The organism is Mycolicibacter icosiumassiliensis (assembly GCF_900078685.2).
GTDB classification, from domain to species: Bacteria; Actinomycetota; Actinomycetes; order Mycobacteriales; family Mycobacteriaceae; genus Mycobacterium; species Mycobacterium icosiumassiliensis.
Genome location: NZ_LT546166.1, coordinates 2,995,887 through 3,020,719 on the forward strand (window position 1 = coordinate 2,995,887; position 24,833 = coordinate 3,020,719).

A 24,833-nucleotide genomic window follows, 5' to 3' on the forward strand; every position below is an offset into this window, starting at 1 on the left:
ATCAATTCGGTACGCCTAGTACTGTTGGTACAGCACCAACGGCTAGATATAACATGAGCGCAACTATCGAGTTCGGTATAGGCCTCGGTGGCACACTCGGACCGGCGGAGTATCCGTCACTCGCCACCCGCATCGAGGAACTCGGATTCGACCTGCTCACGGTATTCGGCGATCTCATGATGCAGCCACCGGCGATGGTGCTGGCCACCATGGCGCAGGCGACGACACGAATCACACTCGGAGTCGGCTGTTATACACCGTGGACGCACCACCCCGTTGAGATCGCCGGACAGTTAGCCTACCTCGATCAGCTCTCCGCTGGCCGTGTTCTGATGGGAATCGCGCGTGGTGCCTGGCTGAATCAACTTGACATCGATACATCGAAATCGATTGCCGCAGTGGCTGATACAGTTGCGATAGTCTCTTTGCTTCTCTCGGATTCTCAGGACGGTTACCAAGGCCAGGTCTACAGCCTTGCAGAGGGCACGCGGCCGTTCTATCCGGTTCGGCGTGACCGCATTCCCTTGATGGTGGGCACGTGGAGCCCCCGGTTGGCGGAGTTTGCCGGTGCCAAAGCCGACCAGATCCACGTTGGCGGCAGCGCCAACCCAGCGATGGTCCCCGTGATCAAAGACTTTGCCGTTCGTGGCGAGAGGATTGCCTGCCGAAGTCCTGGGTCCGTCGCTATCGCGCTTGGCGCCGTTACCGTCATCGACGACGATGGCGATGCCGCCCGCGCCCGTGCACGCGCCGATGTTGCTCTTCCGTTCCATACCATCGCCGCGCTCGATCCCACCCTCGATATCGACCCCGAATTACTCCATAAGATGGACCTACTGCTGCGCACGCAGCAGTTTGAAGCGGCCGGGCGGTTGATACCCGGTGAAGTCCTCGACAAATTCACCTTCGCCGGAACGCCCGACGAGGTCGCAGCACAGGCGGCGGCGGTCTACGACGCTGGCGCCAAGCGCGTTGAGTTCGACTTCCCGCTTGGCCTCACCGTTGCGGGCGGTCTCGACCTACTCGGAACTCGAGTGCTACCGATCCTGCACGACGCCGGATATCGATCTGTCCACGCTCAAGGTAGTTGAGCTCGCGACCGACGCTGCTGTCGAACTTTCCAGCTTTTGGAACTGGCATCGATGCTGGTTCCACAGCGATTTCCAGCAGTGCTGGGGCGATGTAGATGATGAAGTTAGTGCCGGTGATCGGTTGGTGCGCCCCATCTATAACCCCACCGACTGCCGACTCCCTCCGGGCCCAACGCTCCGAGACACCAGGCAGGATTGAACTCATGGTCGCTCACGGTGCACCCTTGACCGACGCCCAGTTCAAGGTGCTGCAGTGGATCAATGATGGTCGCCCCGAAGGTGTCGTTACCGGCTGGGCGCATCGAACGTCCGCCCGTGCACTTGCCAGCCGCGGCCTCGCTCGGGTCCAAGGCCACGGCGCCAACTGGACGGCGGCGATCGAGCCGGCAGGAACGTACTACCTGGAGCACGGCGCGTTTCCGGATCAACCGTCCGTTCGCCGGCGCGCCCGGTCCGCTCCCAAGCGCCGTCACCAGCCACGACCAGAACCAGCGCCCCGTCCGATAACGAACGACGACGCTGCAGGACCGGGCGCACGCTCGGCCCCTAAGGTGCCGAAGGTCGGCGTCGCCGAACAGCTCATTGAAACACTGCGCGAGGCCGGAAAGTCCGGTCTCACAGTGGCGCCTGACGATCTCCTCACCATTCGTCGTCGTCTGGCGCGCGCGGAACGCGATGACCGGATTCCGGCCGAGCACCGGGTCGCGTGCCAGCCCGCAAGGATCAACGAGCAGCACGGCGCGATCTTGCGGCTCCAGCCCATCCCCCGCTGGCACGTGGCAACGCTGCGGCCCTCGTCATCACGGTGCCGCTTGAAGAACCCGACCTCGTGTGGGGCATCGGAGGATGAAGGTTCCACCCGCAGTTTGCTACGACTCAAAAGTTCATCTCATCACGGCGCACTGACGGTCGGGATGAGCCCCGGCAGGTCGGCGACCCGCCCGCAAGTTCCTGGGTTCCGACTGTGGGCGGTCGTACGATCTCTGTCTAGGAGACACCGGATCGGGGCCACTCCCCGCGCTGCCGTCAGGTTCGGCCTCGTTGCCAACCTATCGGACTATTGGAGGACCCTGTGTGGGCTGATAACGAAGCGGACATCGACCTTCTAGGCTTCGAGTTCCTCGTCGACGGCCTCGTCGTCGCCCTGACGGAGCCGCGCCTGCTCCCATTGACAATTGGTGTCCTGGGTGACTGGGGTTCGGGCAAGAGCAGTCTGATGCAGATCGCGGCCCGCGAACTCGATGATGTCCGGGATGAACATGCCGGCCACGTGCCCGAAGAGGATCAGCTCTCTCCCTATCTAACAGTGCATTTCAGTCCGTGGCAGTACGAGGACCACGACGACGTGAAGATTGCCTTGATGACAGCGGTACTGGACGCGATCGTTAAACGCGCACCAGGCACCAGTGACCAAGTCGGACGGCTCCGGAAGATTGTCACCGGCCTGCGCCGTTGGGGTCGAAAGCTCGGCAGAACAGGAGCCGCCGCTGCGCCAGCGCTGCTCCCAGTCATTCTGCAGCGCGCAGGCGTCGATCTCGACCCCTCCACACTCGATGCGGCGATGGCTCTCACGGGCGCCGTAGCGAAGCAGACCGAGGCAGCTTTGGAGGAGCCCGACGAAGAATCGACGCCCCCTGCCGCGGACGCTGCGTCGCCTCTCGGTGACGTCGATGCGTTCCGTCGCGAGTTCTCCAAGCTCGTTGCCGACATTCCCGACTGCAAGGCGGTCGTGGTCTTCATCGACGACCTGGACCGGTGCCTCCCGGACACCGTCGTCGACACCTTCGAAGCGATCCGGCTGTTCCTGAACACGCCGAATACCGCATACGTTCTTGCGTTGAACCAGAACGTAGTTGAGGCTGCGATCGACTCGCGCTACCCGGAACTGAAGAAGTCTGACGGGGCCGGCATCGGACGGGACTACCTGGAGAAGATGCTCCAGCTCAAGGTCGCAATTCCCCCGCTATCCGCACCAGAAGCCGAGACGTACATCAATCTGCTCTTCGCAGAGCTACACCTGCCCCGCGAGGCGTTCAATGCGGTGCTCGACAACGCCGCCAAGATTCGACGTGAGAACGGCCTGGCGGTCGCGTTCAACACAGGGATCGCGGGTTCAGTTCTCCAGGAGATCCCCGCCCAGCTTGCCGCGGACCTGAAGTGGGCGGCAGAGATTTCACCGATCCTGGGGTCATCGCTGCGTGGCAACCCGCGGCAGCTGAAAAGGTTCCTCAACAATCTGCTGCTCAAGCACCGAAGCGCCAAACGGCGCGGTGCGAAGATCGAGTTGCCCATCCTCGCGAAGCTGATGGTGCTGGAGGACCAGTACAACCCAGACTTTCAGAAGCTCTTCGACTGGGAGATGGCGGCAGGCGGTGCGTGCAGCGAGCTCGCCACCGCGGAGGCCCATGCTCGGGGAGTCGGCGATAACCCTGAACCGGCCGACGACGATGAGTCCGGTGACGGAAAAGTAGCCGGATCGGCATCGAAGGGAAAGCTCGCTCCTGCCTCCCCGGTAGCGCCTCCAGTTGCCCAGTCCGACGCAGAAGCCTGGGCCGTGAAGACGTATATCGCGGACTGGCTTCGGGCTGACCCGTCGTTCGCGGGCACGGACCTGCGTCCCTACTTCATGTATTCACGCGACAGGTTGTCGTTCGGAGTCTCAGCGTCAAGGCTTGCGCCGCATCTGCAACGACTGATCACAGACGTCCAGTCCGATATCGAAGCGAACCGACGCAGCCACTACCAGGCGGTCAAGGATCTCGACCCGAGTGAGCGGATGCAGTTCATAGACGCCCTGCTCGAACGGGTTCAGCGCAACCCTGCTGGCACGGCGTTGACAGCCGCGCTGGAACTCGCGGAGAAGAACTCCGATATCGTCGGCGCGGTCTGTGCGGCGCTCCTTCCGCTGCCGCCCTCATCCATCCCACCTACTGCTGGGACCGCAGCTGTCCGCCGTCTACCACTCGACGACGCCGCTGTGGCCCAACTCCTGCAGCGCTGGGAAGACGGCGACAACACCCAGCTGCGGACCTTGGTGAAGGGCGCACGCGCAGCCGCCGCCAGAAAGAAGTAGTCGAGTGGGGACATCAGCCGATAGAGCAGCGGGAACCGGCGGCGACTGGACACCCCTCAAACACGCGACGAGTGCCTACGTCCGGGGTCTCGGAAGATCCAACTCCAACGAACGGGCCAACCGTGTCCTAGCGCGCCACGTCCCACTTCTCGGGGGAACAGGCGAGGCTGCCGCCGGAGCTCGCGCAGGTCGATCTGGAATCACAAGGCTCGGCGGACTGCTCACCGGCTTGGGGACGGGCACCGCTGCACAGGCACTGACGGCGATCGGTCTGGCCCATCTGGTCGGCCAGGATCGATTCACCGTTCTCGACGAACTCGTCAGCTATATCGCCGGCGCAGGAAACGACCTCGACTCCGGTGCGGCTCGCGACGCCGCGTGCGATGTTCTCGACGAGGTGTTCGGCGATGCAGACTCGTGGGAAGAGTTGAATGAGATCAGCGTCGACCGCGAACAGCTCGGGCAAATCCTCGAACGTTTCTTGGCGCTGTACGTCTACAACAGGGTTCCAGTGGTCGCTGAGCGCTTGAGTCGGTTGACCGACCCTGTCGCGATGCGCCAAGCAGATCAGCAGATGCGCCAGATCATCGCTGACCTAGTGGTGATCGAGCTGCCAGGGGATCCGCTTTCCGTCGATTGGAGTGGCCAGCAGGGCAGGGACATCGCGGCGCAGGCAATCACAACTGCCTACAAACTGCTATCCGCTCTCGAAGGCGATGGTCACGCATGACCGACTACCGAGTTCGTATCCGTCCAGCCGCAACAGCTCCGACCGGGCCGGAGGAACTTCGACTGCTTGATTGGTCGCCGGGGAGCACGGCATCGACGATCCAACTCGGGAACCGAGCCGGGTCTCGATTCCTGGCGGGATGGCGGGCACCGCGAGCCGCCCTGGACTTGTTCCTCCTGGGAGCCGGCGTGTACTGCGTCGACAAGGCCACTCCCCGCGCCGCCGCGGCCGATGTATGGACCCGCGACCTTTCGGTGGAACTTCCTGTCGCAGATCCGGAAGCATGGACAGCTGCGCCGTGGAAGGAGGCTCTCGACTTCCTCACAGGCGACAATTGGGCTCTAACGCCCTATCGCGACGATGCCTCTCCGCTGGACGGCGTCGGGCGAGTGCCCGAAGACATCACACCCGTGGCCGCGGTCGACGCCGTCAGTCTCTTCTCCGGTGGTCTGGACTCCTTGACCGGAGTGATTGACCTTCTCGAAGAAGACCCGAACCGACGCTTGTGCCTCATCTCGCACAACGAGGGTGACCAAGCGTCTACGGCGCAGAAGAAGCTTACCGATGCGTTGTGCGAGCACTATGGGGAAGACCGTCTGGAGCTGCGGAGCATCTTCCTTCGCCCAGCACCCGCCGCGGCAGGGCAAGCTCGGCCACTTCCGAGAGACAGGGAGACCACGACCCGCGCGCGGTCGTTGCTGTTTCTCACAGCGGGGCTCGCCCTCGCTGCGTCGGTAGGTCCTGATGTTCCCGTCTATATACCGGAAAACGGATTCATCGGCATCAACGTTCCGCTCACCCGTGCACGGTCGGGTAGCTACAGCACACGTACGACCCACCCACAGTTCATGCATCTGCTACGCGCGGCCGTTGACGCTGTCGGCGTACGCAACCCGATCCTCAACCCGTTCCGCCTAAAGACCAAGGGTGAGATCCTCGCGGATTCTCGAAACCCTGAACTTCTTCGGGCCCTCGCGCCGCACAGCATCTCCTGCTCCCACCCAGAGGCGGCCCGCTACGCCGAACGAGAGCAGGGCAACTGCGGGTACTGCTTTCCCTGCCTCATCCGACGGTCCTCGATGGCCACTGTCGGCTGGGACACGTCGCAGGGCTATGCATGGGACGCACTCACCGGTGAGGGCCTGCTCGACCGTGAGACGCAGCGAGCCGCGGATCTTCGAGCCGTCATCAACTCGGTGTACTCCGACAGGCCGGACCGCGACATACTCCGCAACGGACCGATCCCGAATGGCGAACATCGTGAGTTCCTGCGAGTGTGGCGCACGGGAACAGAAGAACTCCGGTCCTGGTTCAACGGCGCTTCGGGCGCCACCGCCGAAATCGTCGAGAGGTTGAAGTGAGTGCTGCCCGCCTGCTCGACACACATTGTCACGTGTCCGCCTATGCGGACCCGGTGGCGATCCTGCGCGAAGCTGATGAAGCGGGAGTCGGGATCGTCGCGGTCACAGAGGACCCGGACGAGTATCGACGGCTCCGCACCCGTCTAGGCAAGCGCGAGCACGTCGAGGTAGCTCTCGGGTTGCACCCGCTGCGGGCCGCAGCGTTCGGCCCGAACGAACTCGCTCGGTTCTTTCGGCTTGTGCCGCAGACGAATTGGATCGGCGAAGTGGGCCTCGACTACTCCCGTGCGGGAGCTGCTACCGCCAGGGCGCAGCAACGTGTTTTCGATGTCGTCCTGACAGAGGCCCAGCCTGGCAGACATCCCCTGACCGTTCACAGCCGGGGCGCAGAGAAGGACGTCGTTCGTCGTCTCGCTGACGCCGGACTACCAGCTGTCCTGCACTGGTACAGCGGCCCCTTGAATCTCATCGGCGAGGCACTCCAAGCCGGCCTGTACTTCTCGATCAACGTCGCGATGACACGCTCCCGAAAGTTCCCCTCACTGATGCGGGAGATACCCCGAGATCGGATCCTGCTCGAGACGGACGGCCCGTACGCCAGGGATAACGGGCGACCAGCTCGTCCAAGCGGGTTGGACGACGTAGCGGCCGCGATCGGCCTGTCCTGGGGAACAGACCTCGCTGCCACGACGAAGATTGTGCACGCCAACCAGTCAAGGTTCCTGAACCGCTCATAGCGGATACGGCGACACCGCTGCTCGGTAGCACCGTGCTGTTCGCGGAACTGCTACACAGTGCCGTGCGCTCGGGGAGAACTTCACGGTCCCACGAATACCGCCGCCGCTAGTAAGGTAAAGACGCCAGCCACAATCATCGTGCTGAATCCATAGATCGCCTTCGTACATGCATCAAACTTTCGTTTCGCTATCGCAGCCAGGTCAACAACCTGCTGCCAGGCATCCGCATCGATGTGACTCTGTTCGGCGTGCGTTGCGAGTTGGTCAGCAGTTGCACCCACCAACGATGGCCAAGCGAAACGGTTCAACTTGTTGTAAGGGAGCGCATTTCGAGGCGTAATCGCGAGAACCACCCACACTAGTGTCCACAGGAACGACACCACGGTCAGCCCAGCCAGTGCGCCGACAACCAGTTTGGCTGGACATGTCGCACTGACCGCCTTCACAACCATGGTCAAGCTGTTGGTGAGCAGTGAGACCACTACACCAAGGCCCGCGGCCAGGATGGTCGCCTTGGTATCAGCAAAGCGCACCCAGTTGGCCATCTGCTCAACGGAAGCGAGGCTCCCGTTCGACGCCGGAGCCGTCGGTGCCTCGGCGGCTCCGACCTCTGAATAGCGCTTAGGCCACAACGCGCTGAACTCCTTCGACTGGCCACCGCCGAGCGATCCTCCACTCGGTGTAAGCAGCCAACCAGTGTGCCGCCCAAGCGGTTACGGTGGCCGCAGTATGGTGGCTGCGATCCGAATCACTCTCATCGGCAACGCACAAACTGCCGCTCGTGAACAGATGCGGTGGGCGCTGCCACTGGCGGCCTGCGTTCACGCCAATCTGGTGGTTAAACACGTGCACGCGCGGCAGTCCCTGATCGTGACGGGTCATTACAAGTACCTCGAATTTGCCACGCCCAGTGTCGATGATCCCTCCCCAACATGGGGGAACCTCACCGTCTGCGGGAAGGTAGGTGAAGCCAGGGAACGATTTGTTCATCTCATCGATGTGGCGGTTGACCAGAACTGCGTCATCCCACCATCCGGTAGGCGACGGTGACAGTTCATCTGCGGCCTCGTCACCACCATGGAAGGTGTGTGGAGCAACTGAAGTCACTGGGCCGTAAGCACTATGCACCGGGCCTGTCGAGGTCACCGTCACGTCGTCGAAGACGATCTGGCCGGCGACAGTGACGTATCGCGGTGCTCGTATGCCGTGGTGTCGGAGCAGTGCGGGGATAGTCAATTTGAACTCCAACTCATCTGATGGCGATCCGGTTGGTCGGGTGGCCGCCAATCTGTTCCAGGGTCCCGGGGATGTACTGAAGCGTTGTGCGCCAGCGGTAGTCGTAGAAGTGGTAGTAACGCACCTGGTAATCACGCTGATACTTCTTCGGTGACTTCTCATGTTCAACCAGCGGTGCGTCGGGTAGTAGTTGCTGCACGCCCTCACCGACAACTATCTCCCACGAGTGAGCCTGCTTCTCACACTTGGCGGCGAAGTTAGCGGCGAAGCCAATCACATTGACTTCGTTATGTTCTCGGCTTCCAGTCCGAACAAACGTCAGCCGCCCGTAGTCGACACCGGCCCGCGCTTGGACCCGTCGAATACCTGCAGCGGCCAACCTCGGGTTCAGTCCTTCATCCACAGCATTCAAAGCATGAGCGCACGCAGTGAGCGCCATCACCGCATCCACTCGTGAATCACCCGGACCAAACCCCGCGAAGAGCCCGTCGCCGCGAAGGCCGAGGGGATATCCGCCGTAGCTCGTGACTACCTGGATAAACCCGGTAAGTACTGCATGGGCCAGGTCAACGACCTCGTCTTCATCGTCCCAGAAGCTGCGACCCGTGAAATCGGTCAAGTCGAGGAATACCGCGACGAGCGATGCAAGCCGCCGACCACCTACCTCCAGTTCTTCAAATTCGGGATGGCCCAGGGCCTTGGTCTCCAGGGACGGGGATGCCGATGCTCGGATCGACCGATCGCCCGCCTGACGACGCCGAAAATCGCGCATGACGACGTCACCGAACTGATCCGCCGTCAAGCCGCTCATCTGCTAGCCCACCGATCTTCCAACAGGTCAACCCACTAGGATTCGGCATCCCACTGGTGACGCGGGGTCCACGTTGGCCCCAGTTGGAAGTCGTACATCCAGTATTACTGACGCCACCGACAGCTACGGCGGACCGGCGCGTGTGTCTCGAACACTCAGCTCTGGTATTCGCCGCGCTGCCGGTCCTACTCGGGGAACCAGTCTCCGTAGGCGCCACGGCGTCCACCGGTGAGGATCGTCCAGACCTCCCCGTCTACCGCCTTGGCCTGGCACAATGAATCCATGACCACCCGCGAGCGGCTGCACCTGCTTGTCGACGCTATGGACGACGAGCAGGCCGAGCGTGCGCTACGCGCAGTCGAGCCGATTGCGCAGTCCTGTTCCACAGCTGCTGGCTGGCCGGAGCAGACTGACCAGTTGGCCCTTCCGATCACTGTTCTGGCCGAGGCGTGCTACCTCATCGACCGATTCGGCGGTCCGATCGCCGAGGCACAGTTCCTCGATTCCGTCGGCAGCGAGCCCACACGCCAATTCCGCCCGGTCGACCTTACTGACGCCGACCTGCGGCGGATGTCCGAACTCGTCCTCCAATACGCCGACCGACGGCTCGGCGGCACCGACGCCTCGCTGGTAGCCGTAGCCGAACGCCTCGGTATTACCACGATTGCCACCGTGAACCGCAGGGACTTCGACAATGTCCGGCCTCGCCATGTGCCCGCGTTCACCATCGTCCCCACCTGACCCCACGGGATATCCGTCCCCGCCGCTCAACCAAGCTGGTCACGGGCCAACCGCGAACTCCGTTATCCGTGTCGCAGGTGGCCAAGTCCCCCCTCGGACACAATGTGATGAGTCGGGTCATGGGTTACACATGAGTCGCGTCATCGGTGACAGATTGCCCCGGCTTTTGCCGGGGTTTTTCTGTTTGTTGGGCCAGTAGTTGTGGTCGGGGTCGATGTGGTGGCTGGCGATGACGTGGTGGCCGGTTTTGCTGATGACGGTGACGGTGGTGGCGGTAACCAGGATCAGCACGGGGGTGCTGGCGTGGGCGCGGCCGATGCCGAGGTGGTGTAGGCGGCTGCCGTGACGCAGCGTGAGTTTGCCGTAGTGGTCGACGACGTCGGTGCGTAGCCGGATGGAATTCGAGGCTGGTGGCGGTGAAGCTGGCGACGACATCGGGGCCGCTGACGCGGCGGTGGGCGGTGCAGGCCAGCAGGTAGCGGGAGTGGTCGTCGAGCCGGTTGAGGATCTCGGTGTCGGTGCCATCGGCCAGGGTCCAGTGGGTGAAGTCGGATTGCCAGCACTGGTTGGGTTGTTCGGCGGCGAAGCGGTGATAGGAGTTGCGGGGGCGTTTGCGGGGTTGGGGGGTGATCAGGCCGTGGTGGTGCAGGACGCGCCGGATGGTGGAGGTCGACGGTACTGGCAGGCCTTGGCGGGCTAGGTGGTGTTGGATCGTGATGGGGCCGGCGTCGAGGCCGTCGGCGGTGAGTTTTTCGCGGAGCAGCACGATGGCGGCGATGATTTCATCGGAGGTGGCGCGGGGGTTGCTGGCGGGTCTTCGGGAGCGGGGTTCGAGCGCATCGAGGCCGCCGGCACGATAGCGCGCCAGCAGGCGGTAGAGGTGTTGGCGAGACAGCCCGTAGGTGCGGGCTGCAGCAGTCACCGACAGGTGCCCGCTGACGACTTCCAGGACGACCACACGCGCTTTGGACATGACCCATGACTGTCACCTATGACGCGACTCATCGACCATCACCGCAGCTGTCACCCATGTCCCGACTCATCTGTCACCTATGTCGTGAACTCACACACCCCCTCGGACACAATTTAGGTTAGCTAAGCAATTCGCATCGCTACCAGCGATGCAAGCCGCCGATCCCGTACCTGCAGTCCTTCAAATTCGGGATGCCCGAGCGCCGTGGTCTCCAGAGACGGGGATGCCGATGCTTGGATCGACCGGTCGCCCGCCCGGCGACGCCGAAAATCGCGCATGACCACGTCACCGAACTGGCCCGCCGTCAAGCTGCTCATCTGCTAGCCCGCCGATCTCCCAACAGGTCAACCACCTAGTACTCGGCATCCCACTCTGGTGACGCGGGGTGCACGTTGGCCCCAGTCGGAAGTCGTACATCCAGTATTACTGGACACCACCGACAGCTATGGCGGACCGGCCTGTATGACGCGAACGCACTCGGCTCCGGTATTCGCCGCGGCCGGTGCTGCTCGGGGCTGCAGTCACCGTAGGACCGCGACGCGCGGCGGTGAGGATTGCCGAGACTCCCCACCTATCCCCTAGTCCCGGCACAATGAATCCATGACCACCCGCGAGCGGCTACATCGGCTTGTCGACGCTATGGACGACGAGCAGGCTGAGCGTGCGCTACGCGCAATCGAGCCGATTGCGCAGGCCTACTCCTCAGCTGCCGACGCCGCTCGCCGACCGCTGCCTGAGTTCGTCGGGAGCTTCGCCAGTGGGAGCCACGATCTATCGCAACGGGTAGACGAGCTGCTTGCCGACGGCTTCGGCCGCTGACCGGCCGTCGTGATCCTGGTTGACACCAACGTCATCGTGGCGCTGGCCAGATCGGTCCGACACGGCACACGACCTCTGTCGCCTCTGGTTGGCCGAGCAGACTGACCAGTTGATCCTTCCGATCACTGTTCTGGCCGAGGCGTGCTACCTCATCGACCGGTTCGGCGGTCCGATCGCCGAGGCACAGTTCCTCGATTCGGTCCGCAGCGAGCCCACACGCCAATTCCGCCCGGTGGACCTTACGGACGCCGACCTGCGGCGGATGTCCGAACTCGTCCGGCAATACGCCGATCGGCGCCTCGGCGGTACGGATGCCTCGCTGGTAGCCGTCGCCGAACGCCTCGGGATTACCACGATTGCCACCGTGAACCGCAGAGACTTCGACAATGTCCGGCCTCGCCATGTGCCGGCATTCACCATCGTCCCCAGCTGATCCGCGGGACATCTGTTCGGGCCGCTCACCCGAGCTGGTCACGGGCCGACCGGTGTCCCAGGTGGGATGCCTATGTGGATGTCGGCGGCCATACGTAGTGAGCTCGTCGTCGCCGGTCACCATGAGTGCCGCCCTGCATCAATCCCTTGGCGTCGAGCTGAACGAGCTCACCGATGTCCGCGACGATCCCCGGCGCTACATCGCTTACCTGACCATGCGGCACGCCGGTGGGCGGCGCAACTGCCGCCACGCAAATGGAGTGGATTATTTTTAACCACAACGGAATTGCCGTCCCGGAGAGTTATCCGGAGGCCCTGCCGAACAGCAGCTCGAGCCCTCGGACACTGAACGGCCGAGTTTGATGCATCAAACCTCGGGCGGTTGACACTCGATTTCCGGTCACCTGTCACCTATGTGTCAGGTCGCGTCATGCCGGCGCGACAGGTCCAGCCAATCGCTGTTCACACGGGCAACAGCGCGGCGGTGGGTCGGGCGACGCGTCAGCGGCCGAATATGCCCTGGCATCGGCGCAGCATCTCGTAGGCCTCGCCGTAGGTCGTCGGGGTCGGCTCGCCGGGCTTCCCGTACCTTGCCGCCAGCATGCCCATCAGTAACACTCCCGGCGCCGTCAGCGGGGCACGGGTCTGTTCCAAAGTGAAGGGGCCGCCGGCCTCCGGGTTGGGCGGCACGTACTGCGCAGTGGTATGCGGCCAGTCCGCGGTGGGGCGCGGCTCGGCGAGGTTGAGCGCATTGGTCAGGTCGTTGGCGCCCAGATCCCGCTTCGTCAGCGGTGGGAGCCCATGCTTGCGGCATAGCGTGGCGATCACCGCACCGTGGTGCATCTCGTCGTGAATGATGGTGCCGGACTTCGTCCAAGCCGAGATGGCGATCGCCGGGACCCGCACTCCGAGGCGGTCGAAACCGAAACCCATCTCCGGCTCAGCGGCCGGCGCCGACCCGTCCGGGCCCACCGGATCCGGCGGCACCGCGGCCGGCGGCGGCACGTGGTCGTAACAGCCCCCGTGTTCGTCGAAGGTGACCAGCAACATGGTGTTCTGGTTGTTCGAGCCGTCGGGCGTTGCGCTGGCGCGGATCGCCGAGTACACCTCGTGCAGCAGCTTCTCCCCGGCGCGGACATCGTTGACGACCCCGACTGCTTCCTTGGAGCCGTCGGGCATGGTGACGTAGAGCGACTCGTATAGCGGATGCATGTCGTTCTGGTTGAAGACGATGCGCGGCTCGATGAAGGAATACGCCGGCAGTGTTCCGTTGGCGACATCCGAGTAGAACCGGTCCATGCCGAAGAAGCGTGTCTGCCAATAGGGTTCCAGCGATGGGGCGTGGAAGACCCCGGTGAGCGAGGCGACCTGGGTCTCGTCGTAGTAGACCGCCCACGGGATGCCCGCGTCCTCCAGCCGGTTGAAGATCGTCGGCGCGGAGTTGCGCTTCCACTTCTTGTAGCCCTCGCCGCACTTGTTGGTGACGAAGCCCGAAGACGTGGAGGCGTGGAAGAACGACCGGTTACAGACAGTCTGCGAGGGCACCGCGCAGAACCACCGGTCATAGACGGCGAACTCGCGAGCCAGTGTGCTCATCACCGGCAGCATGTCCGCGCTGAACCCCCCCATGATCACCGAGTATTCCTCCGGCGTCGGCTGACGACCCTCGGTCACGAAGAAGTTGTTCCGGTAATCGGCGACGAAGCCGTCCATCGTCGGCGTCAATCCGGCGGGTGGATTGTTCCAGGGCGCCAGCATCTTCTCGGCGTCGAGTTCGGCGTTGGCCGGCGGGTCGACGATGCCGAACAGTTGGGTGTTGACGTGCTGGTACTCCTCGCCCGGATCCGGGGTCGGGCTGCGGAAGATCTGGTCGGTCGGGCCCTGGTAGATGTGGGCTGCGATCGGGCCCGCCGGCGAGGGGTTGCTGTACTGCCCGTTGGCCACACCGTCGAAATGCTGCCCCTCGGGCAGACTGCCGGGTGGGTAGAGGTGGCCCAGCAGGTTGTCGAAGGAGCGGTTCTCGAACATCAGCACCACCAGGTGGTCGACGTTCGGGTGGCTGGCCGGGGCGGTCATCGCTGTGCTCCGAACACGGTGGTCCAGTCGTCGCGCATGCTGGTCACCGTCCAGCCCGCTGTCGCCGCTGCGGCGAGGGCCTGATCGGCGCCGTCGGTGTAATCGAATTCACGATCGGCGTCGTCGTGGCGGACCAGCAGGCCCATCGACGGGTGCGGACTCGCGCAGGTGTACTGCAGCATGGCTATGTCGCCGTTGGAATTGCCCGCGGCGAAGATGGGCCGTCGGCCGACCCTGTCCCAGATCTGGACCGGCTTGACCGGGCCGTCGTCGAGGATGTCCAGCGCCGCGGTGAGGCGCAGCTGGCCGTCAGCAAAATCCAGTCCGGTGGCGCTGCCGATCACCCGTTCCGGCGGCACGCCGTACATCGCGGTGGTGACCGGGCGCATGAAATCCCGCCCGCCGCCGGAGACTACGTAGTTGGTGAAGCGGTTGGCTTCCAGGTAGCTCAGCAGCTCGACCATCGGCTGGTAGCGGCACGCTGTGTACGGCCGGCCGAGGGTGGGGTGGGTGGNGTGAAGCGGTTGGCTTCCAGGTAGCTCAGCAGCTCGACCATCGGCTGGTAGCGGCACGCTGTGTACGGCCGGCCGAGGGTGGGGTGGGTGGCGTGGGCGAAGAACTCGGTGATGCGCGCCTGGTGCTCGTCGACCGTCGATCCCAGGTAGGCCGAAAAGATCGCGCCGGCAACAGATTTGATCGCCGAATCGTCGCCGTTGTAGTGCTTGGTGACCGCATCGCCGAACCAGGCCAGGTCACCGGCGGCGGCGGCCTGGTACGGCTGGTCGGCGGCCAGCCCGGGATCAGCGGCGGCCTGCTCGGCGAGCCGGCGCACCAGAAAGTCCAGCTGCACGTAGGCCGGCCGCTCCACCCACAGGGTGCCGTCGTTGTCGAAAACCGCGACCCGTTCCTCGGGCGGCACCTCGGCGCCGGCCTTCTTCACGAAGTCCAGGATCGCAGTCTTCGTCGGCCCGTCGTTCCACGACTCGAGCATCTGCTCCTCCGCTTCCCACGTATCAATTCGGCCAGGGCATCCTGCCACGGTGTCGACGATTCGGCCATCGCCCAATTCGGGCGATGCCGCAGACTGCGGGGTTCTGGCTATGGTCCGGTCTACTGCCACGCGACTGCGTATCGGCGACACCCGTGAGCGGGAGGTGCGGAGTTGCGATTCAGAGTGGGATGGACAGTCGTATCGGCCGGCGCCCTGGCATTGTCGGCTTGCGGCGCTGAAGACCATGACTCGAAACCCTCGGATTCACCGTCGGCAGAAGCGGGGTCATCTGCGCGAAGCGGCCCGGACTGGTCTGGTGAGTTGCCGGCACGGTCCGGGGCGAAACCCACACCTTCCCCGAAAGGTCTGCTGATGTCCCCCACCGAAGTGTCCAAACTGTCCCGACGCCGCACGCTGCAGGCCACCGGCCTGCTGGCACGGGGCGGCGCGGCGGCGGCCTGCTCCATGGCGGCGGCGACTGTCACCCGATGACGCGACTCATCGCAATCAACAAAGTGTAGTTATTATCTGCCATAAACTGTAGCGATAAAATCTCACAAACTGTAGCCTATCGGTATGGAGTACCGTCCCCGCGTCACTGACCAGCTCCTGATCGAACGTCTGACTTCCGCCGGCGCTGTTGTACTGGAAGGCCCGAAGGCGTGCGGGAAAACCTGGACCGCGCGCCAATTCGCCGCCAGCGAAGTCCTGCTCGATGTCGACTCGAATGCCCGCGACGCGCTCGACGCGGACCCCGCCCTGATCCTCGACGGAGCACCACCTCGCCTCGTCGACGAATGGCAGATCGGCGGGACCCCGCTGTGGAATCACGTGCGGCGCGCTATCGATGACCGGCAATCAGCCGGACAGTTCATCCTCACCGGCTCATCGACTCCGGCAGACGACATCACACGACATAGCGGGGCCGGACGGTTCGCCAGGATCGCAATGCGCCCGATGTCACTGTACGAGGTCGGCGATTCCACCGGCGAAATCTCTCTGGCCGGCCTCCTGGCTGGAAAGCACACATTCTGTCCAGATCCCGGACTGGGAGTACGAGACATCATCGATCGCATCGCAGTCGGCGGCTGGCCCTCCAACCTGGGCAGCGCGAGAGACAGCGCGCTACAGCGCAACATCGACTACCTGGATCACGCACGCGAAGTCGATATTCCATCGATTTCTGGGCCGCGACGCGACCCCGAACGCCTGCGACGATTACTGATGTCACTGGCGCGGAATACCGCGACCGAGGTGAAGATCTCTGCGCTGGCGCGGCAAACGTTGGGCGACAACGAAACAGCACTCGCTCGAAGCACTATCTACGATTACCTGGCCGCGCTCGAACGGCTCATGCTCATTGAGGACGTGCCAGCCTGGTCGACGCACCTGCGATCCAGGGCGACGCTGCGACAAGAACCCAAACGCCACTTCATCGATCCTTCACTTGCCGTCGCCGCACTTGCCAGCACCCCCAAACGGCTGCTCGACGATCTCGGTTTCGTCGGATTCCTGTTCGAGTCCCTCGTCGTACGGGACCTGCGAGTACTGTCGTCGCCCCTTCGCGGAACCGTTGCGCACTATCGGGACAGCAACGGCGTCGAAGCTGATGTCATCCTTCAGATTCCCGACGGGACATGGGGAGCCTTCGAAGTGAAACTCGGCCCCGGCCGCATCGACGACGCCGCCGCGTCCCTGCTGAAGTTCGCTTCCACTATCGATACGGCCAAAGCCGGTGAACCCGCCGTCCTCGGCGTCATCACCACGGCAACCTACGGCTACACCCGCAAAGACGGCATCCAGGTGATCCCCATCGCCGCCTTACGTCCATGAAATATACGAACCACAATTGACGAGACCAACGACCCAACTCAAAGACTGCATCAGGCTGACTCTCCGAGCGAGGTGCTGCGCGGTAGGTATCCGCGGTGGCGGGCTGACCTGCGACGTGCCGGCGGGCAGCATCTGCGTACCCCCGAACCCGCCGACAAACGGAGGCGCTGGTTCAGCCACTACGTTCATTTCGACTACGACTCGATTCAAAACGGCGTGGCAGCCCACCTGCCCAGGGTCTACGGTGGCCACCGACGCGCTCGGGGCTCACACCACACCACAGCGCGCGTCCCGATTGGTCGCTCGGCTACCCATGCCAAGGCGCGTTGACGTCAACCGAACGCGGTGGCGGGCAACGCCAGCGCCCGCTCTTTTGCGCCGCGGAGATGGTCCCGCATAGCGCTTTCGGCCCGTTGCGGGTCGGCATCTCTGATCGCGTCGACCACTGCGAGATGTTCGGCCAGCGAGGTTTCGCCGAGGCCTTCCGAACCGCAGAGCTGGGCGTGGCGCAGCTGGAAGCTGAAGGTCAGGATATGTAAGTTGGCAACCAATTCCGTCAGCCGTGGGTTGTCGGCGATGGCCAGGATCACCTCGTGTAGTCGTACGGCTTCATCGATCCGCTGGTTGTCACTGCCGCCAGAAGCGGCCTCGTGTTCGCGATCGATGGCCGCTGACAGCGATTCGGAATTGCCGGGTCCGGCGATGTTGAGCGCTGCCAGGCGAGCCGCAAGTCCTTCGAGGACCTCGCTGAGGTCATAGAGCTCAGCTATTTCCGCACGGGTTCGGCGGCGGATCGACGCGCCGCGATGCGGCTCAATGTGCAGCAGTCCCTCGCTGGCCAGATGGGCGAATGCCTCCCGTAGCGAGTTGCGGCTGACGCCGATCTCTGCGACCAGGTCGGCCTCCACCAGCCGCTGACCAGGGACATAGCGGCCGACACGAATGCCTTCGCGCAGCACGGCCACGGCCTTTTGCGTGCCGGTAAGCCGAATGCCGGAGTTACCTGCGCGCCGGCCTTCGACCGGACCGGCCTGGCCCGTGGGTCCCATCAGTTGGCCTCCTCCACCTGGTTGGTCCGCGTCGGTGGGCCACCGCAATCACTGTACGAGAGGTTGATTGTCCTACAAAATCGTCCTATGATTTTATCCATCCATTGAACGTCAACTCCCATGAGAGGAGCGCGGCCATGCCGACCGATACCAGAGAAGAGCAGCAGGTGCGCCGGGTAGCCGAGCTCTACGCCACTGATCAGCAGTTCGCCGATGCCCGGCCAGACGCCACGATCAGCGATCTGGTCAAGCGGGCGGGATCACGGCTCCCGGAGATCGTTCGAACGGTGATGGAGGGGTACGCAGAACGCCCCGCGCTGGGGCAACGTGCGGTGCGCTTCGTCGAGAACCCGGCCACCGGACGGACCTCAACGGAACTGCTGCCCCGGTTCGAGACCCTCACCTATCGCCAGATGGCCGACCGCGTCGGCGCGGTGGCTGCCGCCTGGGCCGGTGATCCGATAAAGCCCGGCGACCGGGTGTGCATGGTGGGTTTCGCCAGCGTCGACTACGCGACCGTTGATCTGGCGCTGGTTTTGCTGAACGCGGTACCGGTTCCGCTGCAGGCCAACGCGGCGGTAGCCCAGCTGCGGCCGGTTGTGGCCGAAACTGAGCCGACCGTGATCGCGGCAAGCGTGGATTACCTGTCGGTGGCTGTTGGTCTGGTGTCAACCGAGCACGCGCCGGCGCGGCTGGTCGTTTTCGACTACCACTCCCAGGTCGACGACCACCGCGAAGCGGTGGACGCGGCGCGGGCACGGTTGGCCGAGATGGGCAGCCCCGTGGTCGTCGAGCTGTTGGCTGATCTGGTGGAACGCGGCACGATGCTGCCGTCGCCGGAGATCGAGTGCGGAGACGACGACTCGCTGGCGTTGTTGATCTACACCTCGGGTAGCACCGGGACCCCCAAAGGCGCGATGTATCAACGGGACCTGGTCGCCCTCACCTGGCTCAGTTCCAGCTGGCCGGCCACGCATGAGGAGCACGTCGCGCCCTCCATCACCTTGAACTTCAGGCCGTTGAGCCACGTTGTCGGACGGGCGATGCTCTACGGCACACTCGGCGTCGGCGGCACCGCTTACTTTGCGGCCTCACGCGATCTTTCAACTTTTTTGGAAGACCTCGCGCTGGTGCGGCCCACGCAGTTGGATTTCGTGCCGCGAGTCTGGGAGATGCTGTTCGAAGAGTTCCGCCGCGAGGTGGACGCGCGGTCTGGCCCACACCGCGACCGTGCGACCGTCGAAGCGCAGGTGATGGCCGAGCAACGCCAGAACGTGCTCGGCGGACGGTACGTAGCGGCATCGACAGGCTCGGCGCCGATGTCGGCGGACCTGAGAGCCTGGGCCGAGTCGTTCACCGGCATGCATCTCACCGACATCTTCGGGTTGACCGAGTCGGTTTTGCTGCTGATCGACGGCCGCGTACAACGCCCACCGGTGATCGACTACAAGCTGGTCGACGTCCCCGAACTGGGCTATTTCGGCAGCGACCGGCCCTTTCCGCGCGGTGAGCTGGCCGTCAAGTCGACAACTCAGTTCGCCGGCTACTACAAGCGACCAGAACTGACCGCCGCGGCGTTCGATTCGGACGGCTACTACCTGACTGGCGACATCATGGCCGAAAGAGGCCCCGATCAACTCACCTACGTCGATCGCCGTAACAACGTCCTGAAACTCTCCCAGGGCGAATTCATCACCGTCTCGAAGCTGGAGACACTATTCAGCGGCAGCGCGCTGGTGCGCCAGATCTACATCTATGCCAACAGCGCGCGCTCGTATTCACTCGCCGTCGTCGTCCCCACCGAAGATGCGCTGAAGCAGCATGACGTGCAATCGCTCAAGCCCGCGATAACCGAGGCGCTACGCGATATCGCCAAGGCCGCCGACCTGCAGTCCTACGAACTTCCTCGCGACATCGTCGTCGAGACAACACCATTCACCGCGGCCAACGGGCTTTTGACCGACCTGGGCAAGCCGGCGCGGAAAAAAATCCAGCAGCACTATGGCGAGCGGCTGGAGCGGTTGTACGCCGATCTGGCCGAAGATCAAACCAAGAAGCTGCGCGCGCTGCGTGATGGCGCAGCCGACCGGCCATTGTCGGACACCATCAGCCAAGCCGCGGCCGCTGTGCTGGGCACGGTGGATGTGGCTCTGCAGCCCGACGCGCATTTCACCGATCTGGGTGGAGATTCGTTGTCGGCGTTGACATTCGGAAACTTGCTGCGCGACATCTTCGGCATCGACGTGCCGGTGGGCGTGATCGTCAGCCCGGCCAACGACCTGGCCGCCATCGCCGACTACATCGATGCCGAACGCAACGGCTCCAAGCGGCCCACCTTCGCCGCCGTGCACGGACGCGGCGCCACCGAGGTGCGCGCCCGCGACCTCACCCTGGATAAGTTCCTCGACGAGACAACCCTGCACGCCGCGCCAAGCTTGCCCACGCCGGCGACCGAGGTGCGCACGGTGCTGTTGACCGGCGCGACCGGCTTCCTGGGCCGCTACCTGATGCTGGAGTGGCTACAGCGGATGGAAATGGTCGGCGGCACGGTGATCGCCCTGGTAAGGGCCAAAACTGACGCAGAAGCGCGGGCGCGCCTAGACCGCACCTTCGACAGTGGCGACCCGAAACTGCTGGCGCACTACCGCAAGCTCGCCGCCGACCACCTGGAGGTCATCGCCGGCGACAAGGGCGAGGCCGACCTCGGCCTGGACCCGCAGACCTGGCGGCGGCTGGCCGACACGGTCGATGTGATCGTCGACTCCGCCGCGCTGGTCAACCACATACTGCCCTACAGCGAGCTTTTCGGCCCCAACGCGCTGGGCACCGCGGAGCTGATCCGGATTGCGTTGACGTCCAAGCTGAAGCCCTACACCTACGTGTCGACCATCGGCGTAGGTGACCAGATCGATCCCGGCAGGTTCGTCGAGGACGCCGACATCCGGCAAATCAGCGCCACCCGCGCGATCAACGACAACTACGCCAACGGCTACGGCAACAGCAAGTGGGCCGGCGAGGTGTTACTACGCGAGGCGAACGGCCGGTGCGGTCTTCCGGTCTCGGTATTCCGCTGCGACATGATCCTGGCCGACACCAGCTACGCGGGGCAGCTCAACCTGCCCGACATGTTCACCCGGCTGATGCTGAGCCTGGTGGCCACCGGCATCGCACCCGAATCGTTCTACGAACTCGACGCCGACGGCAACCGTCAACGTGCGCACTACGGCGGCCTGCCAGTCGAGTTCATCGCCGCGGCGATCTCCACGCTGGGAACGCAGATCCTGGACAGCGACAACGGCTTCCAGACCTACCACGTGACGAACCCACACGATGACGGCATCGGGCTCGACGAGTACGTCGACTGGTTGATCGACGCCGGCTACCAGATCGCGCGAGTCGCCGACTACGGCGATTGGGTACAACGCATCGAAACCGCGCTCCGGGCGCTGCCGGAGAAGCAACGCCAGGCTTCGCTGTTGCCGCTGCTGCACTACTACCAGAAGCCACAGCCGCCGATCCCCGGGTCGATGGCACCGGCCGACCGGTTCCGTGACGCGGTGCACGAAGCAAAAGTGGGCCCGGACAATGACATCCCGCACATCGGGCAGTCAACCATCGTCAAGTACGCCACCGACCTGCAACTGCTGGGACTGCTGTGACGATGCCATCGATCGCGTCGCCGTCGTAGGCTGGATGGCGAGATGACCCGACCAGGTGCCTTCCTACGTCATCCGGCGTCGCGCACCTTCCGAGACCGCCGCGACGCCGGCCGGGTGCTGGCGGGCTATCTGTCCACTGTGCGAGGCGCCCCGGGCCTGGTGGTCCTCGGGATGGCCCGGGGCGGGGTTCCGGTCGCCTGGGAGGTAGCGGCCGCCCTAGACGCGCCGCTGGACGTCTTCGTGGTCCGCAAGCTCGGTGCGCCGCGACAGCCCGAACTGGCGATGGGCGCGCTGGCGGGCGGACAGGTGGTGATGAACGACCAGGTGGTCACCAGCCTCGGCATCAGCAGCGAAGCGGTGCAGTCGGTGATCGAACTCGAAGCGGCCGAGCTGCGTCGGCGGGAACGCGCGTATCGCGGGGGCCGGCAACCCACAGATCTGCACGGCCGGGTGGTGATCTTGGTCGACGACGGCATCGCGACCGGGGCGAGTGTGCTGGCGGCCGTGCGGGCCGTTCAATCGGCAGAACCGGCCTCGATCATCGTGGCGGTTCCGGTGGGTCCGCTCTCGGCATGCCGCAAGATCGCCCAAGAGGCCGACGACGTCGTGTGCGCGGCTATGCCGACCGCGTTCGATGCCGTGGGGCAGGCTTATCTCGATTTTCACCAGGTCGACGACGACGAAGTCCGCGACCTGCTGGCCGCACCGACTACCAGCCGAGCAGCGGGCTAATCGGCCGGGTGTGCGGCGGGCTCGTCGGCGGGCTCGTCGGCCGCTTCGGCCGCTTCGGCGTCGAAGTCCGCCACGTCAGCGACGTTGGAGTTCTCGATGTCAACATCGTCGTCATCGTCGTCGATGTCCTCGGACTCCTCGACGGCGTCCACCGCAGCCTCGACCGCAGGAGTGTTCGCGCGCCGCTCCCGCAACGCGTCCACGATCAGCAGCAGCACGCCCAGCGCGCTCGCACCGATGCAGACCCACGCCACCAGCGCATTGCTGGTAACGACGGCGAATACCAATGCAGCAAGGCCGATTACCGCCAATACCAATGCAATGACCAGCATCGAATCACCTCCAGTCCGACCGGCGAGCTACTTGACTCCGACGGTCAGTTGGTGCCGCGGTTGAAATGGTTGAACCCGCCACCGTCGCCGGAGGCGCTGCTGTCGACCGGCGCCGCCGAGCCGCGCTGGCCCAACTCCTCAAGCTGAGATTCCAGATAGGTCTTGAGCCGGGTGCGGTACTCGCGCTCGAAGGTGCGCAGTTGTTCGAGGCGACCTTCCAGCACAGTGCGCTGTTGGTTGATCGTGCCCATGATCTCCGAGTGCTTGCGCTCCGCGTCGGCCTGCAGGGCGTCGGCCTTCTCCTGAGCCTGACGCAGCTGGGTCTCCGAACGGGTCTGCGCGTCGGACAGCATGGCGTCGGCCCGCTGGCGGGCTTCAGTGACCGTGGTCTCGGCGGTCTGCCGTGCCTCGGTGAGGATCTGGTCGGCGTTGGCGCGGGCGTCGGCCATCAGTTTCTCCGACTCGGCCCGGGCGGTACCGGTCAACCGGTCGGCGGTGTCCTGGGCCAGACTCAGCACGCGCGCTGCCTTGAGGTGCTGCTCCTCGGCAGACACTTCCGAGGTCGCCGGCGCCGCGACCACAGGCTGCGGCGGCGCCACGGGCTCCGGGGTGGGCTCGTAGACCGGGATCGAGGGAATGGACTGGGCGGCGCCACCGGCACGGGCGGCGACCAGGTCCTGGTCGAGCTCGCTGACCCGCTGACGCAGGTCGGCGTTCTCCTCGATGAGACGAGTCAGCTCGGTCTCCACCAAGTCAAGGAAGGCGTCGACCTCGTCCTCGTTGTAGCCGCGCTTCCCAATCGGCGGTTTGCTGAACGCGACGTTATGTACGTCGGCCGGTGTTAGTGGCATCGTCTGCCCCCTCGAGTCAGGTAGTTGGTAGCGCCGATCGGGCACGGTTAGGTCGACCGGGAAAACGCTCGCCGTGTGTAACTGCCGTCCATCCTGTCACATCCGCCGCTGTGCTCGGCAATGTGAATGATATTAAGAGTGAATTTCAAATTGCTGCCACAGAAATCACGCTTTGGCAAACGAAAGCCCTGAGAGCGATCGGCGATCCCGGCCGCCGAGCGGCGCCGGCCGACCGCCGCGGTGAGACCAAAAGTCCCGGGAACTGGACCGCGGGCCGCCGCCAGCCGTGGGCGGTTCCGTCCTTCTGGCCGCAGGCAGCAAAGTGCTTAGGCGTCCAGCCAGCGAAATGTGATCTTTTTCGCTGCGCGCCCAAACGTGTCGCTAGCCGATCCCGACGGCCGCGCGCGGTCCACGGGGGTACCGGTCCGGCCGACCCCGCCGTATTATTCACAATCGAGACCCGTAAATATTCATGACGGGGTCGAACCGCGCGGCACCGACCGGAGGGACACTCGGAAATGACAACCAATGACGTGGTGATGGCGACCAGTGCAGCGGACTCGGCGGCCGTCGACGACATTCGATCTCGCTACGCCGAACTCCTCGGCCGCCAGGCCGCCCTGGGTGCCGCGGTGTTCGCCGCGGTCGGCGCGGGCGATCCGGCGTTCGATGGGGCGCACCGCGCGGTCCAGCAGTTCATCGACCAGGCCGTACGACCGCAGTTGCAGGCCGCGGTGGCACTGATCTTCCCTGCCTCGGCCGCCGTCGAGCGCGCCCGGCTGCTGGTCGAAGGCCTGCTCGGCGACACCCAGCTGATCGAACAGGCGGCGGCGCGCATCACCCACGGCGCCGACCGGGTTCAGGTGGTCGCGCACGTGGAGGCGCTGCGCGTGCTCCTGGAGGCACTGCTGGGCAAAGTCGCCGACCTGCTGTTGCCCGCGCTCGCCCAGGCCAACGGGGTCTCGCTGTCCGCACTGGCCGCCCAACTGCCCGACCTGAATGACGCGACATCCGGCCCCGCGGCTCACGCACACGAGGGCCACACCGGGTGCGGCTGCGGCGAGGAAGACGACGAGATACCCGAACTCGATGTGCGAGAGATTCCGCACGCCATCAGGCATGCGACGGTGTTCGGTGCCTTCGACGCGGTTCCGGTGGGCGGATCAATGCTGCTGGTGGCCCCGCACGACCCGCTACCGCTGCTGCGTCAGCTCGCTGAGCGCAGCGGTGGCCGGCTGGCGGTCGGCTACGAGGAGCGTGGACCACAGGCGTGGCGGTTGCGGCTGACCCGGGTCTGAGTTCTGCG

Annotated in this window: 22 protein-coding genes; 14 read left to right on the forward strand and 8 right to left on the reverse strand. The window is 64.4% G+C overall.

What is annotated here, in order from left to right; genetic code table 11:
* The first annotated feature begins 53 nt into the window (after positions 1-53).
* From BN4346_RS38305 to BN4346_RS38325, 5 genes are all read left to right on the forward strand, one after another.
* Positions 54-1,091 (forward strand): LLM class flavin-dependent oxidoreductase, encoded by a 1,038-nt coding sequence (locus BN4346_RS38305; protein WP_067973865.1) that lies wholly within the window; start codon positions 54-56, stop codon positions 1,089-1,091.
* 1,072 nt (positions 1,092-2,163) lie between these two features.
* Complete coding sequence (locus BN4346_RS38310; protein ID WP_067973868.1) at positions 2,164-4,164, forward strand: KAP family P-loop NTPase fold protein; 2,001 nt, start codon at positions 2,164-2,166, stop codon at positions 4,162-4,164.
* A gap of 229 nt (positions 4,165-4,393) precedes the next feature.
* Complete coding sequence (locus tag BN4346_RS38315) at positions 4,394-4,894, forward strand: hypothetical protein (RefSeq protein WP_235653655.1); 501 nt, start codon at positions 4,394-4,396, stop codon at positions 4,892-4,894.
* Complete coding sequence (gene qatC, locus BN4346_RS38320; protein WP_067973873.1) at positions 4,891-6,255, forward strand: Qat anti-phage system QueC-like protein QatC; 1,365 nt, start codon at positions 4,891-4,893, stop codon at positions 6,253-6,255. Before BN4346_RS38315 ends, qatC begins: the two co-directional genes overlap by 4 nt.
* Complete coding sequence (locus BN4346_RS38325) at positions 6,252-6,992, forward strand: TatD family hydrolase (RefSeq protein WP_067973876.1); 741 nt, start codon at positions 6,252-6,254, stop codon at positions 6,990-6,992. Before qatC ends, BN4346_RS38325 begins: the two co-directional genes overlap by 4 nt.
* Before the next feature lie 80 nt (positions 6,993-7,072).
* On the opposite strand, the gene BN4346_RS38330 is transcribed toward BN4346_RS38325, so the two are convergent.
* The gene (locus BN4346_RS38330; RefSeq protein WP_067973879.1) at positions 7,073-7,537 is read right to left on the reverse strand and encodes a hypothetical protein; all 465 of its coding nucleotides are present in this window, start codon (positions 7,535-7,537) and stop codon (positions 7,073-7,075) included.
* Between the two features lie 184 nt (positions 7,538-7,721).
* Between BN4346_RS38330 and BN4346_RS47740 the strand changes: the two genes are divergently transcribed.
* On the forward strand, positions 7,722-8,042 hold the full coding sequence (locus BN4346_RS47740; protein WP_154677606.1) for a hypothetical protein: 321 nt from the start codon (positions 7,722-7,724) through the stop codon (positions 8,040-8,042).
* A 199-nt stretch (positions 8,043-8,241) separates the two neighbouring features.
* Here the strand turns inward: BN4346_RS47740 and BN4346_RS38340 are convergent, their stop codons facing one another.
* Entirely contained in the window at positions 8,242-9,039 is a 798-nt protein-coding gene (locus BN4346_RS38340; protein ID WP_067973882.1) for an adenylate/guanylate cyclase domain-containing protein, read from the reverse strand.
* A 282-nt stretch (positions 9,040-9,321) separates the two neighbouring features.
* Between BN4346_RS38340 and BN4346_RS38345 the strand changes: the two genes are divergently transcribed.
* Positions 9,322-9,780 (forward strand): type II toxin-antitoxin system VapC family toxin, encoded by a 459-nt coding sequence (locus BN4346_RS38345; protein WP_208863249.1) that lies wholly within the window; start codon positions 9,322-9,324, stop codon positions 9,778-9,780.
* 124 nt (positions 9,781-9,904) lie between these two features.
* On the opposite strand, the gene BN4346_RS38350 is transcribed toward BN4346_RS38345, so the two are convergent.
* A complete protein-coding gene (locus BN4346_RS38350; RefSeq protein ID WP_407695092.1) occupies positions 9,905-10,753 on the reverse strand; it encodes a helix-turn-helix domain-containing protein in 849 nt (282 codons plus the stop codon).
* A gap of 600 nt (positions 10,754-11,353) precedes the next feature.
* Between BN4346_RS38350 and BN4346_RS38360 the strand changes: the two genes are divergently transcribed.
* The 3 genes from BN4346_RS38360 (at position 11,354) to BN4346_RS47745 (ending at position 12,279) form a co-directional block, all read left to right on the forward strand.
* The gene (locus BN4346_RS38360; RefSeq protein WP_154677607.1) at positions 11,354-11,572 is read left to right on the forward strand and encodes a hypothetical protein; all 219 of its coding nucleotides are present in this window, start codon (positions 11,354-11,356) and stop codon (positions 11,570-11,572) included.
* A gap of 109 nt (positions 11,573-11,681) precedes the next feature.
* Entirely contained in the window at positions 11,682-12,005 is a 324-nt protein-coding gene (locus BN4346_RS38365) for a type II toxin-antitoxin system VapC family toxin (RefSeq protein ID WP_235653658.1), read from the forward strand.
* Between the two features lie 121 nt (positions 12,006-12,126).
* Positions 12,127-12,279: a hypothetical protein gene (locus tag BN4346_RS47745; protein ID WP_208863250.1), complete on the forward strand. Its 153-nt coding sequence runs from the start codon at positions 12,127-12,129 to the stop codon at positions 12,277-12,279.
* Between the two features lie 226 nt (positions 12,280-12,505).
* Here BN4346_RS47745 and BN4346_RS38370 read toward each other — a convergent pair whose 3' ends face one another.
* Together BN4346_RS38370 and BN4346_RS49960 are read right to left on the reverse strand one after the other, a co-directional pair.
* Entirely contained in the window at positions 12,506-14,080 is a 1,575-nt protein-coding gene (locus BN4346_RS38370) for an alkaline phosphatase family protein (protein WP_067973894.1), read from the reverse strand.
* On the reverse strand, positions 14,077-14,544 hold the full coding sequence (locus BN4346_RS49960) for an HAD family hydrolase (RefSeq protein WP_407695093.1): 468 nt from the start codon (positions 14,542-14,544) through the stop codon (positions 14,077-14,079). The genes BN4346_RS38370 and BN4346_RS49960 overlap by 4 nt, the downstream gene beginning before the upstream one ends.
* A gap of 1,103 nt (positions 14,545-15,647) precedes the next feature.
* Here BN4346_RS49960 and BN4346_RS38380 point away from each other — a divergent pair.
* Positions 15,648-16,904: an ATP-binding protein gene (locus BN4346_RS38380; protein ID WP_067973896.1), complete on the forward strand. Its 1,257-nt coding sequence runs from the start codon at positions 15,648-15,650 to the stop codon at positions 16,902-16,904.
* Between the two features lie 332 nt (positions 16,905-17,236).
* Here the strand turns inward: BN4346_RS38380 and BN4346_RS38385 are convergent, their stop codons facing one another.
* On the reverse strand, positions 17,237-17,869 hold the full coding sequence (locus tag BN4346_RS38385) for a GntR family transcriptional regulator (RefSeq protein WP_167666221.1): 633 nt from the start codon (positions 17,867-17,869) through the stop codon (positions 17,237-17,239).
* Positions 17,870-18,090: 221 nt separating this feature from the next.
* Here BN4346_RS38385 and car point away from each other — a divergent pair, with 221 nt between their 5' ends.
* Positions 18,091-21,612 carry a carboxylic acid reductase gene (gene car, locus BN4346_RS38390; RefSeq protein ID WP_067973901.1) on the forward strand — a complete coding sequence of 1,174 codons (3,522 nt, stop codon included), beginning with the start codon at positions 18,091-18,093 and terminating at the stop codon, positions 21,610-21,612.
* A 42-nt stretch (positions 21,613-21,654) separates the two neighbouring features.
* Positions 21,655-22,344 carry a phosphoribosyltransferase gene (locus tag BN4346_RS38395; RefSeq protein ID WP_067973903.1) on the forward strand — a complete coding sequence of 230 codons (690 nt, stop codon included), beginning with the start codon at positions 21,655-21,657 and terminating at the stop codon, positions 22,342-22,344.
* On the opposite strand, the gene BN4346_RS38400 is transcribed toward BN4346_RS38395, so the two are convergent.
* Together BN4346_RS38400 and wag31 are read right to left on the reverse strand one after the other, a co-directional pair.
* Positions 22,341-22,676 carry a hypothetical protein gene (locus BN4346_RS38400; RefSeq protein ID WP_067973906.1) on the reverse strand — a complete coding sequence of 112 codons (336 nt, stop codon included), beginning with the start codon at positions 22,674-22,676 and terminating at the stop codon, positions 22,341-22,343. The genes BN4346_RS38395 and BN4346_RS38400 overlap by 4 nt on opposite strands.
* A gap of 44 nt (positions 22,677-22,720) precedes the next feature.
* On the reverse strand, positions 22,721-23,527 hold the full coding sequence (gene wag31 / locus BN4346_RS38405) for a DivIVA-like cell division protein Wag31 (RefSeq protein ID WP_067973908.1): 807 nt from the start codon (positions 23,525-23,527) through the stop codon (positions 22,721-22,723).
* A gap of 518 nt (positions 23,528-24,045) precedes the next feature.
* Here wag31 and BN4346_RS38410 point away from each other — a divergent pair.
* Positions 24,046-24,825 (forward strand): DUF2249 domain-containing protein, encoded by a 780-nt coding sequence (locus tag BN4346_RS38410; protein WP_067973911.1) that lies wholly within the window; start codon positions 24,046-24,048, stop codon positions 24,823-24,825.
* The last annotated feature ends 8 nt before the right edge of the window (positions 24,826-24,833 follow it).

Coding starts and splice junctions, on each gene's coding strand:
- car (WP_067973901.1), top strand. CDS start 18,091: ATGCCGACCGATACCAGAGAAGAGCAGCAGGTGCGCCGGGTAGCCGAG.
- BN4346_RS38340 (WP_067973882.1), bottom strand. CDS start 9,039: ATGAGCGGCTTGACGGCGGATCAGTTCGGTGACGTCGTCATGCGCGAT.
- BN4346_RS38370 (WP_067973894.1), bottom strand. CDS start 14,080: ATGACCGCCCCGGCCAGCCACCCGAACGTCGACCACCTGGTGGTGCTG.
- BN4346_RS38330 (WP_067973879.1), bottom strand. CDS start 7,537: ATGGCCAACTGGGTGCGCTTTGCTGATACCAAGGCGACCATCCTGGCC.
- BN4346_RS38345 (WP_208863249.1), top strand. CDS start 9,322: ATGACCACCCGCGAGCGGCTGCACCTGCTTGTCGACGCTATGGACGAC.
- BN4346_RS38350 (WP_407695092.1), bottom strand. CDS start 10,753: ATGTCCAAAGCGCGTGTGGTCGTCCTGGAAGTCGTCAGCGGGCACCTG.
- BN4346_RS38395 (WP_067973903.1), top strand. CDS start 21,655: ATGACCCGACCAGGTGCCTTCCTACGTCATCCGGCGTCGCGCACCTTC.
- wag31 (WP_067973908.1), bottom strand. CDS start 23,527: ATGCCACTAACACCGGCCGACGTACATAACGTCGCGTTCAGCAAACCG.
- BN4346_RS38410 (WP_067973911.1), top strand. CDS start 24,046: ATGACAACCAATGACGTGGTGATGGCGACCAGTGCAGCGGACTCGGCG.
- BN4346_RS47740 (WP_154677606.1), top strand. CDS start 7,722: ATGGTGGCTGCGATCCGAATCACTCTCATCGGCAACGCACAAACTGCC.
- BN4346_RS38380 (WP_067973896.1), top strand. CDS start 15,648: ATGGAGTACCGTCCCCGCGTCACTGACCAGCTCCTGATCGAACGTCTG.
- BN4346_RS38305 (WP_067973865.1), top strand. CDS start 54: ATGAGCGCAACTATCGAGTTCGGTATAGGCCTCGGTGGCACACTCGGA.
- BN4346_RS49960 (WP_407695093.1), bottom strand. CDS start 14,544: ATGGTCGAGCTGCTGAGCTACCTGGAAGCCAACCGCTTCACCAACTAC.
- BN4346_RS38360 (WP_154677607.1), top strand. CDS start 11,354: ATGACCACCCGCGAGCGGCTACATCGGCTTGTCGACGCTATGGACGAC.
- qatC (WP_067973873.1), top strand. CDS start 4,891: ATGACCGACTACCGAGTTCGTATCCGTCCAGCCGCAACAGCTCCGACC.
- BN4346_RS38400 (WP_067973906.1), bottom strand. CDS start 22,676: ATGCTGGTCATTGCATTGGTATTGGCGGTAATCGGCCTTGCTGCATTG.
- BN4346_RS47745 (WP_208863250.1), top strand. CDS start 12,127: ATGAGTGCCGCCCTGCATCAATCCCTTGGCGTCGAGCTGAACGAGCTC.